General features: G+C 67.9%; 15 protein-coding genes and 1 pseudogene. 14 read left to right on the forward strand and 2 right to left on the reverse strand.

The features are described from left to right. The 4 genes and pseudogenes from E8A74_RS38245 to E8A74_RS38260 form a co-directional block, all read left to right on the forward strand. Positions 1 to 749: pseudogene (locus tag E8A74_RS38245) on the forward strand (hypothetical protein); the annotation flags it as partial. Further along, complete coding sequence (locus E8A74_RS38250) at positions 739 to 1,398, forward strand: DUF4304 domain-containing protein (protein ID WP_136934050.1); 660 nt, start codon at positions 739 to 741, stop codon at positions 1,396 to 1,398. The pseudogene E8A74_RS38245 and the gene E8A74_RS38250, both read left to right, overlap by 11 nt. Before the next feature lie 112 nt (positions 1,399 to 1,510). Next, the gene (locus tag E8A74_RS38255; protein WP_136934051.1) at positions 1,511 to 2,191 is read left to right on the forward strand and encodes a hypothetical protein; all 681 of its coding nucleotides are present in this window, start codon (positions 1,511 to 1,513) and stop codon (positions 2,189 to 2,191) included. A 55-nt stretch (positions 2,192 to 2,246) separates the two neighbouring features. Continuing rightward, on the forward strand, positions 2,247 to 3,281 hold the full coding sequence (locus tag E8A74_RS38260) for a hypothetical protein (protein ID WP_136934052.1): 1,035 nt from the start codon (positions 2,247 to 2,249) through the stop codon (positions 3,279 to 3,281). A gap of 15 nt (positions 3,282 to 3,296) precedes the next feature. Here the strand turns inward: E8A74_RS38260 and E8A74_RS38265 are convergent, their stop codons facing one another. Then, entirely contained in the window at positions 3,297 to 4,103 is an 807-nt protein-coding gene (locus E8A74_RS38265) for a hypothetical protein (RefSeq protein WP_170229690.1), read from the reverse strand. A 418-nt stretch (positions 4,104 to 4,521) separates the two neighbouring features. Between E8A74_RS38265 and E8A74_RS38270 the strand changes: the two genes are divergently transcribed. The 8 genes from E8A74_RS38270 to E8A74_RS38305 all read left to right on the forward strand — a co-directional run bounded on the left by E8A74_RS38270 (position 4,522) and on the right by E8A74_RS38305 (position 12,534). Beyond that, a complete protein-coding gene (locus E8A74_RS38270) occupies positions 4,522 to 4,971 on the forward strand; it encodes a hypothetical protein (RefSeq protein WP_136934054.1) in 450 nt (149 codons plus the stop codon). A 176-nt stretch (positions 4,972 to 5,147) separates the two neighbouring features. After that, positions 5,148 to 5,915, forward strand: coding sequence for a cupredoxin domain-containing protein (locus tag E8A74_RS38275; RefSeq protein WP_136934055.1), 768 nt, complete (start codon positions 5,148 to 5,150; stop codon positions 5,913 to 5,915). 16 nt (positions 5,916 to 5,931) lie between these two features. After that, positions 5,932 to 7,596, forward strand: coding sequence for an MXAN_5187 family protein (locus tag E8A74_RS38280; RefSeq protein WP_136934056.1), 1,665 nt, complete (start codon positions 5,932 to 5,934; stop codon positions 7,594 to 7,596). Between the two features lie 34 nt (positions 7,597 to 7,630). Continuing rightward, complete coding sequence (locus E8A74_RS38285) at positions 7,631 to 9,178, forward strand: OmpP1/FadL family transporter (RefSeq protein WP_136934057.1); 1,548 nt, start codon at positions 7,631 to 7,633, stop codon at positions 9,176 to 9,178. Between the two features lie 97 nt (positions 9,179 to 9,275). Continuing rightward, positions 9,276 to 10,076, forward strand: coding sequence for a hypothetical protein (locus E8A74_RS38290; RefSeq protein ID WP_136934058.1), 801 nt, complete (start codon positions 9,276 to 9,278; stop codon positions 10,074 to 10,076). A 98-nt stretch (positions 10,077 to 10,174) separates the two neighbouring features. After that, complete coding sequence (trxB, locus tag E8A74_RS38295; RefSeq protein ID WP_136934059.1) at positions 10,175 to 11,137, forward strand: thioredoxin-disulfide reductase; 963 nt, start codon at positions 10,175 to 10,177, stop codon at positions 11,135 to 11,137. A gap of 12 nt (positions 11,138 to 11,149) precedes the next feature. Continuing rightward, positions 11,150 to 12,082 carry a uracil-DNA glycosylase gene (locus E8A74_RS38300; RefSeq protein ID WP_136934060.1) on the forward strand — a complete coding sequence of 311 codons (933 nt, stop codon included), beginning with the start codon at positions 11,150 to 11,152 and terminating at the stop codon, positions 12,080 to 12,082. Continuing rightward, a complete protein-coding gene (locus tag E8A74_RS38305) occupies positions 12,022 to 12,534 on the forward strand; it encodes a DUF2085 domain-containing protein (RefSeq protein ID WP_136934061.1) in 513 nt (170 codons plus the stop codon). Before E8A74_RS38300 ends, E8A74_RS38305 begins: the two co-directional genes overlap by 61 nt. Here the strand turns inward: E8A74_RS38305 and E8A74_RS38310 are convergent. Beyond that, positions 12,518 to 13,294, reverse strand: a complete 777-nt coding sequence (locus E8A74_RS38310) for a biopolymer transporter ExbD (RefSeq protein WP_136934062.1) — start codon at positions 13,292 to 13,294, stop codon at positions 12,518 to 12,520. The genes E8A74_RS38305 and E8A74_RS38310 overlap by 17 nt on opposite strands. A 124-nt stretch (positions 13,295 to 13,418) precedes the next feature. Between E8A74_RS38310 and E8A74_RS38315 the strand changes: the two genes are divergently transcribed. Beyond that, positions 13,419 to 14,960, forward strand: a complete 1,542-nt coding sequence (locus tag E8A74_RS38315) for an AMP-binding protein (RefSeq protein ID WP_136934063.1) — start codon at positions 13,419 to 13,421, stop codon at positions 14,958 to 14,960. 102 nt (positions 14,961 to 15,062) lie between these two features. After that, positions 15,063 to 15,665: a hypothetical protein gene (locus tag E8A74_RS38325; protein ID WP_170229689.1), complete on the forward strand. Its 603-nt coding sequence runs from the start codon at positions 15,063 to 15,065 to the stop codon at positions 15,663 to 15,665. Positions 15,666 to 15,676: the final 11 nt, after the last annotated feature.

A 15,676-nucleotide genomic window follows, 5' to 3' on the forward strand; every position in this document is an offset into this window, starting at 1 on the left:
CGTATCGGGAGCCGGGCCAGACGAGGCGACGCGGTGGCACGGGCGCGGGGGTCTGCACGAGGGTCCTCGTCCACCGGGCGCGCACGGAGCAGGTTGTCGCGGAGAACCAACCTCGCCCGGTCGAGGCGCCCGCGCCCGTACCGAAGGACCCGAGCGAGGTGCGACCGGGTGAGGTATGGCGGTACGAGACCTGGAGCCAAACCCCGGAGGAGCTGGCGCGGCTCGATCGGGCCTACGAGTGCCTCCAGGGCGTTTGCCATGCGAGGCACAAGAACTTCCAGCCGAAGGACCCGAAGAAGCCCGCCGGGAAGCACAATGGGCAGTCCTTGTCAACAGGGAGTGGCTCGCCGCAGCCGGCGCCGAAGTCGACGGTCAAGACGAGGACCAAGCCGAACGGGAAGCCGAACGGGGGTGCGGCAGGGCAGGGGGGCAAGGGGAGCGCGGCGGACACGCCACCGCCGGCCAAACCGAAGCGGGGAGGCGAGACGCCGGCGACCAAGCGCGGGAGGGAGGTGCACAAGGAGTTCAAGAAGAAGGTCGAGGAGAAAGAGGCAAAGGGGTGGAGAGCCGAAAAGCGCATCATGGGGCCGGATGGTAAATACGTGGTACCCGACGCGCTCACGCCAAAGAGGAACCCGATCGAGTTGAAGCCGAACACGCCGACGGGCATAGAAGCAGGAAAGCGCCAGATCAAGAAGTATGAAGCCGCCACGGGCAAGAAGGGACGGGTGATCTATTATGACCCCTAAGCGAGTTCTGCAGAACCGAAGGAGCCACATCTTCAAGACGTGGGTCACGCCTACGCTCCATGCGGCGGGCTTCAAGAAACGAGGGATCGTCTACGTGCGGGACATGGGGAGCGTCCAGCACCTCTTCAATCACGAGGGGAGTTCCTACAACACGGCCGACGAACATAGCTTCACCACGAATTGTGGGGTTTACGTGCCAGGGCTCTTCCAGGCGTTCGCCAATCCGAGCCTCGAAGAACCCAAGGCACCAGAGGCAGCGGCCGGACTCCCGAACGTGCGGCCCGGAATGCTGACGCCGACGGGCGACAGGTGGTACAATCTCACGTCCTCCGATGGGCCCGAGAAGGACGACGAGGTAGGGCAGGAACTGCGGAGGCTCGTAGAGGTCGCGGCCCTGCCCTTCTTCGATCGGTTCCGGGACGAACGAGCGGTCGCGGAGTTCTTCTCGCAGCCCCGCAGGAAGGAGGACCGGTTCATCGATCCTGGTGAAGATACGTTCGAGCTTTGCTATGCCGCGATCCTCTGGAAGCGGCTGGGGTGCAAGGACAAGTGCCGGGAATGCATCGAGCGGGAGAGGTCGAAGACCAAGAAGCGTTATAGCGACTGGCCCGAGAAGTTCCTCGCGCGCTTCTCGTGTGACGACGACTGACACATTTGCCGCGAAGCGCCGGCCCACGGGCGCGCACGTGGGCCGGCCCCCCTGCAATGGAGCGGGAGTCTCGCATGACCGGACAAACAGGTGGTGACGCGGGAAAACCCCCTTGACGCGCAGACAAACCTACGGCAGCGTCCGGGGAATGAGGCCCCTGCCGCTTGCCGTCGTGCTCTCGGTTCTCCTCGCGACCCGGTTCGTCCGCGGCGAAGAGCCCACGGCCAACCGCCTGATACCGGACGCTCCGACCATGCTCGCGGTCGGGGCCGGGCCGAGTCTTCTGTTCGGGGGGCACCTTCCGAACCTTGTGAGCGCTGGGGGCGGCGCCCGGATCGGGGCTCGCTACGAGGGCGGCGGGTTCTGGTTCTTCGGCTCCTACCATCGCACGGTTTCGCCTGCGACGTTGTACGGCCTGCCCATCGAGGGCGCGCACGTCGCTGTCGGGGGCGATCTGGTGCTCGCGGGATTTCCGCTGGGGGTCGTCGTGGGTTTTTCCCTCAGCGGCGGCGCGTTCTTCAACGATCGACCTGGGGCCCCGTGGAACCATGGCGGGAACAACTGGTTTCACGCGCGCCTCGGGCTCGATAAGGTGTTCCACCTGGGGGGCCGCTTCTGGATCCGGACGGCCGTGACCGCGCAGATCCCGGACAGCGTGCACACCCTCATCGTGAATCAGCGCGAGGACCAGCGCTGGTCATCGACGCCCATCTCGGGTGTCCTGTCGGTCGAGGTGCTCGCCGATCTGACGACAATCAAAAAGATCGCCGAAGACGGTTCCGTGCTGGAGTGACGGGGCCAGGGAGGTATTCGTGACCAATCATCGAACAGCAATCATCTGTGTTTTCATGGGTTTGGCCTGTAACGCGTGCTGGGACGCGGACGACGAGGACAACACGTCGTACGTCTTTACCTGCGAGGATCCCGACTACGACCACAAGGACAAGGACGGTAACCCCGATCCCTGCCACGAAAACGACGAGAAGAAGCCCATGGCCTGCGGCGCGACGTGCGCCGACGTGGCCTTGGGCATCAAAGCCGTCCCGGTGGCGCTCTGGTTCGGCGAAGAGCGCGTGGTGCCCGCCTGCCCAACGGGGTTGCCCAAGGCGGACTTCAACGGCGGCGCGGGCATCGTGGCGCCGCACGCGTGCCCCGAATGCCGGTGCACCGACCCGGTCTGCTCCTTCGGGCCCGTCCACGCGCGGGGAGGCGACGCGTGCACGGGTCCGATCCTCGGCGCGGCGGATCCTCCCCCCGCATGGGACGGCGCTTGTCAAGCCTCTTCGATTCCCATTTCGAACGTCGGCTCCTATTCCTTCGAGCCGACCGAGGTAGGCGGATGCGCCGTCGCGGAGGATCCGCTCCCCCCACCGCCGCATTTCGGCTCGTCGTCGATGTGGGAGACGACGGCGCGAGCATGTCGCCATGCGGACGATGCGATGTGTCCGCCTGGTGAGCCCTGCGGCATTCGCGAGGACGAGCTGCCGTCGCGGTTCCGCTCGTGTGTGCGGCTCGAAGGCGCGACGCCGGAGGGGGCGATGTGCCCTGCGGGATTCCCGGAGTCGTTCGTTTTTTATGCGGATGTCGACGAAGGGAGAGGATGCACGCCTTGTGAATGCGCGCCGGCCGGGGATGCGGTGTGTCTTTCGGTCGTGAGCCTGCATCAGCAGGCGGATTGTGGGGATGTGACCATGATTGCCGCGCCCGTGGACGAGATGGGCTCGTGTGCGGATCCAGGCATGTCGACAAACATCCAGGGTGTCAGCGCGTCCTGGGCCCAGAACGAGCCCGGGACGTGTGTCGCCTCGGGCGGCGCGGTGACCGGGGAGATCAAGGCGATCGATCCGGCGGTGTTCTGCTGCAAGCCGGTGGTGGCTGAGTAAGTCGAACGACCCCGATTACAGGTCGAAGTCGCGAATCGCGGGGCTGCACGTTCCTTTTTCAGCGTTGCAGCTATCGAAGCCCAGGCTCTTGCAGTCGATTTTCTCGATGCGCCCGGCGTTGCATACGACAAGGGAATCCCCCTCGCACGTCGCTACCCTGGGGTCTCCTGGTTGACACTCCGACGCCAGTCCGCAATACGCGTACTGTCGTTGCGCGAGGTCCTTGGCCGGCTGGCACGTGAAGCCTTCGCCGACGGCCGTGCAATCGCGCGGCAACTGGCTCCGGTTAAAACACGTCATCACCGTGGCGGAATCGACGCAGCTCAGGCCGCTATGCCAGTCGAGGACTCTGAATGCGCCCTCGGTCACGACGTCGCCACAGTTCCCCTTGAACGGAATTCCACAGCCAGCCGTATCGTAAGGGCCCTCCGTGGATGCGTAACACTGGAGCCCGTAGGCGGGACAGTCGAGTCCACGGGTGACTCGCTCGTACCGGCACTCGTAGGGCACGCCATCCTTGCAATTGGCGGCATAGGTCGAATCGCACGGCTCACCAGCGGAGTAGCACCACGGGCTTTCACCACGGCATTCCAGGCCGAGCCATTCGCAATCCAGCAAGTCGTCGAGTCCGGTACCCTCGGAACAGCGGGTCGCGACGCCGTCGACGCATGCGAAATCGCTGCACGGGTGCCCCATCCTCTTCGCGACGCCGAGGCACTCCTCTACGGCCTTGCACCCGTTGCTCTTGTCCTTGAAGCATGAGACCCGCTCATCGAGCGCGCGCTCCAGAGGATCGTATTGCACGATATCATAGATCTCCATGATCCTCCGGTTGACTTCAGGAGGCGGATAAACGCTGAGAAAGTAGCAGCTCTCTCTGAAAATCGCGGCCTTGACGACTGCGTCGGGATCCCTGGGGCCCGGTGGATCGGGAGGCGCGTACCCTCCAGCTCCCACGATCACCTCGTCGACGCCCTCTGTCCCCCCCGCTCCTCCTGCCCCGCTGCCGGACGCAGTCGCAGCGGATGAATCAGGGCCGCCGCACGCAGATGCGGTGATCGACTGGAGGGAAAAGAGAACGAGAGCCGGCACCAAAGTCTCGCGCCATCGGGACATGAGATCCGTATCTATCACTTCCGGGGGGCCGACGTTTGGTTGTGTGGCCCATTCCCGCTGCCTGTCTCGGGGGCCCTGCACGCCTGCGAACCACCTGGCCGTCACTCATGCTACAACCGGTGTAATGGCTGACACTTATGGCTTGTGGGAGCCAGGGCACTCCCTCGACGCCCCCATCGACCTCATTCCGGGTGTCGCTCGGTTCGAGCCGCCCGACATCGTCTCGTTTCGCCTCGTCCGTGAGCTGAGCACCGACGAAATCAAGCGTGTCTTCGCGTTCACCCACGAGGCCGCAGCACGGACCGGCGGGCTCTTCTCCATGACGGACGCCTCCGTGCCCTTCACGCGTATCAGCATCAGCGCCGGCCTCGAGTTCAACCGACAGTTCAACCCGCGCATGGTCCGCGCCGCGGCCGTCATCGGGGCGAGCTACAGCATGCGCATCCTCTCCGAGACGCTCGTCCGCGCCGCGCGCCTCCTCAAGCTCGAAATCGCGGACGCCCCCGTGCGTTACTTCGACGACGACGTCGCCGCCCGCGCCTGGTTCGACGCGCTCCGCCAAGGCGCCGCCTGACGGATCACTCCCCCCGCCTCTGTCAAGCAAAACCCGTCGCGCGCCCGCCCACGTCCACGCCTCCCGTCGTCCTCACGCCACCCGTCTGACGCTCGCGTGACAGGGCAAGCGTGCCGTCCTTCCTGGCGGCTTTTCTTTTCCGTTTGCCCTGCCATTCCGGTAGCTTCCCCCTTCCGATGGACACGTTCGACACGCTCGTTTCCAAGGCGAAGGCGAGCCACTCCGGCCGCCTGCGCGGCCTGCTCCGCCGAGGGGCCGTCGCGCTCGTGCTCTTGACCGTCCCAGGCGTTGCGTTTGCCGCCGTCACGGCCAAGGGCAAGCTGAGCGGAGCCGACAAGCTCCTGAACCCCGTGTGGAACGAGGCGAAGGACCCGAACGCTCGTCGCTACACCTTCCGCGAGCCCTCCCCGACGGTGCGGCCCGACGTGCGTACCCTCACGGGGCATCTGCCGAAAGAGCTCGCGATCGTCGCGCTCGGCGACAAGGGCACACCGCAGAAGGTGCCCGTCTCCGTCAGCATCGCCGGCGGCCGCACGAGCCCCGTCACGATCGTCGTGCCCGAGGGCCAGCAGATCAACTTCGAGAACAAAGACCCCTTCCCGCACAAGCTCTACGACACGGGAAACAAGGGCTTCGGCGCCGTCGAGACCGCGCCGAACAAGAGCCGCTCGTGGACCCCGCCCGGGCCCGGCAAGTACGAGATTCGTGATCAGTTCGCGCCGAGCGTCCGCTCGTGGGTCGTCGTCGAGCCGCGCGCGATCGCCTCGACCTACCCCGATCGCAAGGGCGACTTCGCGATCGATCTCGAGCCCGGCCCGCACAAGCTGCGCGCGTACTTCAACGGCGAGCCCGTGGGCCAGGAGCTCGACGTCGTGATCACGCCCTTCCCGACCGAGCAGCCCCTCAAGGCGCCCCTCGTCGTCGCTGTGACCCCGAGCAAGTGAAGGCGGAGACGAGCCGATGATCCTGTCCCGTTTCTGGTACCTCGCCCTCGCCATCCTGCTCGGCGTGTCGGCGTTCACGCTGATGCTCGCCGCGCAGATGTACAACCGCTCCGGCCTCCGCGCGATGAGCGACTCGCTCGCCGCCGATTCGAGCGCCGTCGGTTGGTACCTCAAAGACGACGCGCGCAACCGTTCGAGCGCGCTCATCCCGATCGCGCTCGCGCCCGAGCTCCGCGGGCAACTCGCGAAGGCCACGCCCGAGGCCAAGCCGAGCCGCGAGATCCGCGACGAGGCCAAGAAGTCGCTGAAGAAGCTCGACGGCGACGTCCCCGCGGACCTCAAGTTCGACGCGCTCTGGGCCGTCGACGGGAGCGGCCGCGTCATCGCCTCCGTCGGCATCGAGCACGCCGAGGACTGGGAGCTCGGCGGCTACCCCGTCGTCGCCGACGCGCTGCACGGCTGGATCCGTGACGACGCGTGGGTCTGGAAGGGCCGCATCTATCGCGTCGTCGCGCGCCCCGTCGAGGCCGAGGTGAACGGCGAGCCCGTCGGCGCGGTCATCGGCGTGAAGATCGTCGACGACAAGTTCGCGCAGGGCGTCTCGAAGCGCACGGGCTCCGCGGTCGGCTTCTACGCCGACGGCGCGCGCGTCGCGTCGTGGGCCCCCGAAGGGTTCGACAAGGCGAACCTCGATCAGATCACGCAGGATCTGAAGCAGCTCGAAGACAACAAGGACTACCAGGAGAAGGGCCGCAGCGAGCCGCGTGTCATCGCCTCGCACCTCGGCGTCGTCTACGCGCGTATGCCCGGCGAGGCCTGGGATCTCGGCGCGGGGTATGCCGTCGGTCGCCTCGCGGTCGCCGTCGACTCGCCGCTCGACTTCCTCAACAAGGCCGACGACACCGACAAGAAGAACGTCCCGACGATCTTCGTCATCGTGGCGATCCTCGCGCTCGCGGGCGTCGGCGTCTTCTTCTCGGTCCTCGAGCACACGCAGCCGCTCGCGACCTTCGGCAAGGAGGCCATCCGCCTCGCGAAGGGCGAGGTCGACGTGCTCGCGCCGAGCAAGTTCCGCGGCGCGTACAAGAAGATCGCCTCCGACATCAACGACGGCATCGACAAGATCGCGGCCAAGGGCGGAGCGCCACGTCGCGCCGCCGATCTCGAACAGGTCCTCGGCCCGATCCCGGCCGCGCCCACGATGAGCGCGTTCGCCGTGCCCGGCCCCGGCGAGACCTCGTCGACCGCGATCCCGGTCCCGAACAGCGCTCCCGCTGCGAAGCCGCTGCCCAAGGCGCTCCCGAAGCCGAAGCCGCGCCCGGGCTCGACGACGCAGGACCCGGTGGAGTCGATCCCCGAGCCGGAGCCCGAGGCCGCGCCCGCGCCGGCCGCGGCGCCGCCTCCGCTGCCGAAGGCGGCCGCAGCCGAGCCTGCGGCGCCCGCGGCGGAGGGGGACGAGGTCGACGAGCTGACCGAGTGGCAGAGGGTCTACGAAGAGTTCGTCGCCATGAAGCAGCAGTGCGGCGAGCAGACGGCGGGCATGACGTTCGAGAAGTTCAAGTCGACGCTGCAGCGCAACAAGGACGCGCTCGTGCAGCGTCACGGCGTGACGCGCGTGAAGTTCACGGTGTACGCGAAGGAAGGCAAGGCTGCGCTGAAGGCCTCGCCGGTCAACAAGTAAAACCAGCATCGAAATCGGCAGGAGCGGCAGAGCGATGGGCGCGAGGAATCTCGTCGTGGGGGCGTTCGTGGGGTCGGTCTTGCTGGGGGGCGCGGGCGTCGCGCGCGCCTCCTCGGGGCTCGACTCTCCCGACAATGGCGTCGTGCAGCTCGGCCGCGGCGCGACCTACGTCGCGCGGGCCGACGATCCGCTCGCTGCGTACTTCAACCCCGCGGGCCTCGCGTTCCAGAAGTCGGGCGTGCACGTCGGCGCGCACCTCATGTTCATGAACACCTGCTTCTCGCGCAGGGACGTGAACGGCCAGCCCGTCTCGCCGGGCGGCGGCATCCCGGGCCCCGGCGCGGCGGGCGGCCCCTCCGACCCGGTCTGCTCCGACACCTCGCCCTTCCCGAACCCGCAGATCGCCGCGAACTTCCGCATCACGCAAAAGCTCGCGATCGGCCTGTCCGTCATGGGCCCGCACGGCGTCGGCAAGATCGTCTGGCCCGAGTCGATCCCGTACACGAACCAGCTCGGCCTCGCGACCACGCAGCCCGCGCCGCAGCGCCACCTGCTCATCGAGAGCGACTCGCTCATCTTCAACCCGACGCTCAGCGTGAGCTACGCGATCAAGGATTGGCTCAGCGTCGGCGCGGGCTTCATCTGGGGCGTCGCCTCGATCGATTTCGTCAACTTCACCGAGGCGACCTCGCAGATCCCGAGGGACGACTTCGCCGGCAACCAGGAGGTGAAGTCGACGCTCTCGGCCTTCGACGGCTTCGTGCCCGGCGTCGTCGTGGGTGTCCTCGCCTCACCGCACAAGCGCCTCGACCTCGGCGCGTGGTTCAAGTGGCAGGACGCGATCTCTACGCGCACCGGCGTGAAGCTCGAATCGCTCTACTGGCGCGCGGGCGGCCAGAAAAACGACAACCCCTGTCCGGCGGGCCCGGCGAACTGCAACATCACCGAGGACGAGGACGCGGGCACGCTCAAGTTCAGGATCCCGCTCGAAGCGCGCCTCGGCTTCCGTTACCACCACCCGCTGCGCGCGGGCTCGCTCGTGCCCAAGGTCGGCGCCAAGGTGCGCGATCCGCTCGCCGAAGACCTCTTCGACATCGAGGTCGACTTCACCTACGCGCACAACAGCGTCGTCGACAACCTGGAGGTCCGCTTCGATCCGGGCATCCGCGTGAACGGCACGCCCGGCGAGATCCCCCAGAACGCCGACATCCCGCACAAGTGGAAGAACGTCTTCGGCGTGCGGTTCGGCGGCGACTTCGTGGTGATCCCGGGCTTCCTCGCGGTGCGGGCCGGCGGGTTTTTGGAAACGAACGGGCAGGACCCTGCCTACCTGAACCCGGATTTCCACCTCGGAGCCCGTGTCGGCGTGGGGGGCGGCGGCAGCGTGCGCCTCGGGCCCGTCGACGTATCGCTCGCCTACCAGCACACCTTCTTCGAGCCGCTCGACAACGGCGGCCGGGGCGAGGTCTACGGCCTCTCCGGTGACGCGACGACGAATTATCGCAGCCCTCACAACGTCAATGGCGGGCGCCTGGAATCGAGTCTGAACGAGGTCGCCCTCGGCGCCACGTACCGATTCTGAACGTTCTGGGTGCGGAGAACATTGACATCCGGCGTGCCGGCGCGCTTCGATGCGACGGTTATCGTCGCATGGGGACGAACTTGTCCGGGAGGAAGGGATGAACGCGCGTGCATCGTTGATGGTGGTTGGGCTGGGTTTGGCGGTTGTCGGCTGTGCCATTCCCAAGCCGCCGCCGACGGCCCCGGACGAATACGACTATAAGTTTGAGCACAAAAAGACGGGCGAACCCCTGAAGGTCGAGGGCGAAAGCTTCACGTACACGACCACGGAGCGCGTCGAGCTCGGCGAGCAGGAGGTCCGCGACGCGTCGGGTCGCCTCGTCGGATCGAGCCGCATTTACGGCAACCAGCAGGTCGCGCGCCGCGGCTACTCCTGGGGCGTCTACCAGGGCCGGCAGCAGATCGACGTGCTCAGCGCGCTGCACATCGCGCGCGACCAGGCGTTCGAGGGTGCGTTCGAGGAGCGCATCCTGGAGATCCGTGAGAACCACGCGGACTCGATGTCCGTCTACGAGAAGGGCATCAAGGAGAACGCCGGCAAGCGATCCACCGGCATGATCGTGGCGGGCGTCGGCTACGGCATCATGGGTGGCTGGGCCATCGCCGCGGCGGTCACGAAGGATGATCCCATCATCCCGACGGCGGGCTCGACGGCCATCATCATCGGCGGCGTCATCGTCGGCGCGATCGGCACCTGGATCTACCAGAGCGCGCTGAACGGCATGCGCCGCGAGGCGGACAAGGCCCATCGGATGGCCACCGACAAGATCTCGGCCTCCGACTTCCCGAAGCTCACGACCGAGTCCTACCTCCACGACGTCGCCCGCGAGTACAACGGCGGCCTCGCCCCCGAGCCGCCGCCGCCGCCGAAGGACACGAAGAAGAAGAAAAAGAAGTAGTCCTCGGCCCCGATCGGCCGCTCCTTCCCGCCTCCGTTCGTCCGGGTGGCGCGCGCGTATCGACGCGGCCGCGCGCCTTCGCTATGACCCGGGCCAGCATGACCGACACACCCGTCCGCAACGTCATCATCATCGGCTCGGGCCCTGCGGGCCTGACTGCGTCCATCTACGCCGCGCGCGCGAATCTGAAGCCGCTCTGCATCGAGGGGTTCAACGCGGGCGGGCTCATCCCCGGCGGTCAGCTCATGTTCACGACCGACGTCGAGAACTATCCGGGCTTTCCGCAGAAGGTCACGGGCCAGGAGCTGATGCAGCGCTTCCGCGATCAGGCGGAGCACCAGGGCACCGAGATCGTGACGGCGGACGTGACGAAGGTCGATCTCTCGGCGCGGCCGTTCAAGGTCTGGGTCGAGGAGACGCTCTACCTCGCCAAGACCGTGATCGTCGCGACGGGCGCGCGCGCGAACTACCTCGGCCTGCCGAGCGAAGAGGCGCTCAAGAACAAGGGCGTCAGCGCCTGCGCCGTCTGCGACGGTGCGCTCTACCGCGGCCGTGACGTCGCCGTCGTCGGCGGCGGCGACACCGCGATGGAGGAGGCGAGTTACCTCGCGGGCCTCTGCTCCTCGGTCACGCTCGTGCATCGCCGCGACGAGTTCCGCGCGAGCAAGGCGATGATCGAGCGCGTCGTTTCGAACCCCAAGATCAAGATCCTCTACAGCCACGTCGTCGACGAGGTGCTCGGCGTCGACAAGGACGAGGTCACGGGGATCGTCGCGAAGAACCTCAAGACGGGCGAAACGTCGTCCATTCCGGCCGCGGCGTTTTTCGTGGCGATCGGCCACACGCCGATGACCGAGCTCTTCGTCGGGCAGCTCGAGACGCACCCGAACGGCTACTTGAAGACCGTGCCCGGCTCGACGCGCACGAGCGTGCCCGGCGTGTTCGCCGCGGGCGACGTGCAGGACTGGACGTACCGGCAGGCGGTCACGGCCGCGGGGACGGGCTGCATGGCCGCGCTCGACGCCGAGCGGTTCTTGCAGCAAGAAGGTGGAAGTCACTGACGCAGGCCTTCGATGGACGAGCCCCACGCCGATCCGCGCGACGAGCTCTTCGAGATCGCGACCTCGGTGCGCGCGCTCGTCGAGTGGTACGACAGTACGGGCGCGTGGGGTTTGCCTCTCGCGCCTGCGCGTGACGTAGAACCTGCGTATCCCGCGGCCGAACCACACGCCGCGCCGCCGCCGCCCAACCCGCGCGCGGCTGCGCCTGCCGCGGATCGTCGCCCCGTCCCCTCGGACTCTACCTTCGCGCAGCCCGCGCAGTTCACGCCGCCGCCCGAGCGCGCGCAGGTGCCGCAGTACGTGCCGCCTGCGCCGCCCGCCGAGAGGCCGCAGCGCCCTGCCGCAGCGCGCCCCGAGGCCCGCACGCCCGAGGCGCGTATCGAGCAGCTCCGCGTCCTCGCCTCCGAGGTCGCCTCCTGCACGCGTTGCCGCCTCGCCGAGCGGCGCACGCAGACCGTGTTCGCCCGCGGCAACCCGCTGTCCGAGCTTTGTTTCGTCGGCGAAGGACCGGGCGTGGAGGAAGACCTCGCGGGTGAGCCGTTCGTCGGTCCTGCGGGGCAGCTCCTCGACAAGATGATCGCCGCGATGGGGTATCGGCCGGGCGAGGTCTACATCTGCAACATCGTCAAGTGCAGGCCTCCGGAGAACCGCAAGCCGCAGCCCGACGAGATGGAGGCGTGCAAGGGCTACCTCGCCTCGCAGCTCGAGCTCGCGCGGCCGAGGTACATCGTCGCGCTCGGCGCGACGGCGATCCAGGGCCTGCTCGGCACGACCGAGGGCATCACGAAGCTGCGCGGCAAGTGGAAGATGTACCGCGGGACTCCCGTCATGCCGACGTTCCATCCGGCCTACCTGCTCCGGCAGCCGTCGGCGAAACGCGAAGTATGGACCGACCTGCAGGAAGTGATGGCGCGCCTCGGCAAGAAGCCGCCCGCGCGGGGCTGACGCTCGAGCGTGTCCTCCGCGGGCTGCTCTGCTTCGTCGGCGTCGCGCCGTTCCTCGCGCCCTTCGCGCGCCGCGTGACGAGCCCCGAGACGGGCGAGCTCCTCTACCTGCTCTTCGCGCCCGTGTGTCACCTCAAACCCGAGCGCACGCTCGCGCTCGCCGGCGTGCTGATGCCGCTTTGCAGCCGTTGCGCCGGCATCTTCGCGGGGTTCGTGACGGCGGGGTTGTTCCCGCGGCCGCGATGGAGCGTGCGTGCGTGCCTCGGCTACGGGTTCATCGCGAGCGTGATCATGCTGGCCGACGTGATCACGCAGGACCTCCGCCTGCGCCCGCTCTTCCATCCGGCGCGGCTCGCGACGGGCGTCTTGTGGGGGCACGTGTTTGCCCTGGGGATCCTCGCGCTCGCGCGCGAGCACCTCGCGAGGCCTGCGCGCGTCACTTCTTCAGCGTGACGGCCCTGCCTGCGACGGGGGCTTCGCCGAGGAGCACGAGCGTATCGATCTTCTTCTTGTCGCTCTTCTCATCGACGACCTTCAGCGTGCCCGCGAGGTTATAGGCCATCTCCCACGAGACCGTGTCGTCGGCCGAGAAGAAGGCGAACGACGAGTCGCAGATCGCGAGGTCCTTCTTGATCGCGTCGCCCGTGTTCGAGAGATCGGGCCCCGCGAACCCCTTGCGTTGCTTCTTGCCGAGCCCGCCTTTGAACGGCCACACCGCGGTCGAGAGGTCCTTCAGCACCATCACCGTCACCGAGCAGCCGGGCGGGTTCGACACCTTGTCCGGCGGCGTGACGAGCAGCTCCTTCGGCACGTCGTCGCGGCCGTCGGTCTTGATCAGGATCGTCGGCGCGCCTGCGCGGCCGAGCTCGGCCACGACCGCGGCGACGTCCGGCGTGCGCGCCTTCTTCTCGGCGATCAGCGTGACCTGCTGCCCGTTGATCGGGAGATCCTTCACCGCCGCCGTGAGCTTCTCCGGCCACTTCTCCTGCTTCATGTCGACGCGGATCTGGCCGATGTACGGGCCGAGCGAGTCGACGATCAGCGCGGGCATCGTCTTCGGCTTGGGCGGCGGCGCGGGTTCCGTCGGTGCTGCTGCGGCGGAGGCGGTCGCGCTCGGGGCGGCGCCCGTCTTGGACTTGTCGTCGCCGCAGGCGGTCAGCGTCGTCGCGACGAGGAGCGCGAGCGAGGCGAGGACAGGGACGCGAGAGTGCATGGCGGCGGAGTGTACCGAAGCCGAAGCCCCGGGAGAAAGGAAGCGGCGTCCTCGGGGCGACGGGGCGTGGTAGCTTCCGCGCGGACAGGCCGTTCGGCCCCTCGAATCGAGCCCCGAGTTCACGATGCCCTCTCCCTTCGTCACGCGCCTCGCAAGCTTCCAGCACGAAGAGCGGCTCGCCGTGGAGGACGACGCGCGGAGCCGCACCTTCGCCGAGCTGTGGGATCGCGCCCAGCGCGTCCGCCTCGCGCTCACGGAGGGCGCGCCTTCGCTCGAAGGCCGCGCCGTGGCCATCCTCGTCTCGCCCGGCGCGCTCTGGCTCGAAGCCTTCTTCGGCACGATCCTCGCGGGCGGCGTGGCCTTGCCGCTCTCGCCGCTTTATCCGCCCGCCGAGCTCGCCTGGTTCGGCGAGGACGCGCGCGCGGCCGCGGTGATCGTCTCCGAGGATCAGCACGAGCGTGGCGCCTTGCTCTGCGAAGGCCGCCGCGTCCTCTTCGCGGAGACGCTCGCCGACGGCCCGCGGCCCGAGGGCGACGCGGCCCCGCTCGAACCCGACGACGTCGCGCTCCTGCTCTACACGAGCGGCACCACGGGCAAACCCAAGGGCGCGATGATCACGCACGCGAACGTCGACGTGCAGGCCGCGATTTTGCGCGAGGCGTGGGCGTTCGGCGAGGGCGATCGGCTGCTCCACGCGCTGCCGCTGCATCACCTGCACGGCCTCGGGATCTCGCTGCTCACCACGCTGCTCGCGGGCGCCGCGGCGCGGCTGCTCCCGCGCTTCGAGGCGCGGCGCGTGTGGGAGACGTTTTGCAGGCCAAACCCGCCGACGGTCTGGATGGCCGTGCCCACGATGTACCAGAAGCTCTTCGAGGCGTTCGACGCGGCCGACGAGCCGACGCGGGCGCGGTGGGCGAGCGGCGCGCGTGGTTTGCGCCTCGCGACGAGCGGCTCGGCCGCGCTCCCCGTCACCCTGGCCGAGCGCTGGCGCGCCGTCACGGGCACGATCCCCCTCGAGCGTTTCGGCATGACCGAGATCGGGGTTGGCGCGACGAACACCCTCGATCCTTCGGGCCGGCGCTCCGGCTCGGTGGGTTTGCCTCCGCGCTCGGTCGAGGCGCGGATCGTCGACGAGGCGGGCAATGACCTCGAACGGGGCCCTGGCGAGCTCTGGATTCGCGGCCCCAGCGTGTTCAAGGGGTACCTCGGCCGCGAGCAGGCCACGCAGGACGCGTTTGCCGAGGGCCGCTGGTTCCGCACCGGCGATGTGGCCGAGCGCGCCGAGGATGGCTACCTACGTTTGCTCGGGCGAACCAGCGTCGACATCTTGAAGAGCGGCGGGTACAAGCTTTCGGCCCTGGAGATCGAGGAGGCGCTGCGGGAAAACGCGGCCGTCGCCGAGGTCGCGGTCGTGGGGTTGCCCGACGAAGCGTGGGGCGAGCGTGTCGTCGCGGTCGTCGTCGCCGCGCCGGGTCGCGCCGCGGAATGCGCGCCGGAGGTGCTGCGTGGCTGGGCGAAAGAGCGAATGGCGCTGTACAAGGTTCCGCGCGAGGTCATCGTGGTGATGTCGCTTCCGCGCAATGCACTCGGAAAGGTCGTCAAGCCCGAACTCGTGAAGGCAATTGTGAGGGGGACGGTCGCAAATATGTCGCGGACCGAATCGTAACGACGTTACGCATGGGAAGTTTTGACCTTGACGCCCCCTCGTGTCAGGGAGCGGCGTCGGTAGACATCCGTGGAATGACCACGGATTCAAAGGAGACTTCACATGCGAATGCTTTCGATTCTTGCCGTGGTTTCTATGAGCTTCTTGGGCCTCGCCGCGTGCGGCGACGATACGGGCGGCTCGGGCGGCAGCGGCGGCTCCGGCGCGACGGGCGGCATGGGCGGCGGCGGCGGCATGGGCGGCGGCGGCGGCATGGGCGGCGGCACGCCTTCGGGCGGCTACTGCGGCAAGTCGTGCGCGATGGCCGTGGATTGCTGTCCGATGGGCCTGCCGAACTGCCCCGGCATGGACTACCCGAACAACTACACGTGTGACAACGGCGTGTGCGGCGCCCCGCAATGCAAGGCGGACGCCGATTGCACGTTCAACGGTGCGCTTCCGGACAACAAGTGCCTGACCGAGAACGACTTCAAGATCTGCGCGGAAGGCTGCGCGGCGGACGCCGATTGCACGGCGCCCCTGAAGTGCATCGGCGAGGACGACAACGGCGCGAAGTACTGCACCGCCGAGCCGATGATGACGGGCGGGTGTAAGATGGACGCGGACTGCAACGGCTACGGCAAGTGCAACACCACGAGCGGCGCGTGCGAGTGTACGGCGGACGCCGATTGCACGGGCGCCGGCGTCGACAAGTGCGTGCAGTGATCCTCGGTTGA

Origin of the sequence: Polyangium fumosum, from assembly GCF_005144585.1 — a bacterium.
In the GTDB taxonomy this organism is placed as follows: domain Bacteria; phylum Myxococcota_A; class Polyangia; order Polyangiales; family Polyangiaceae; genus Polyangium; species Polyangium fumosum.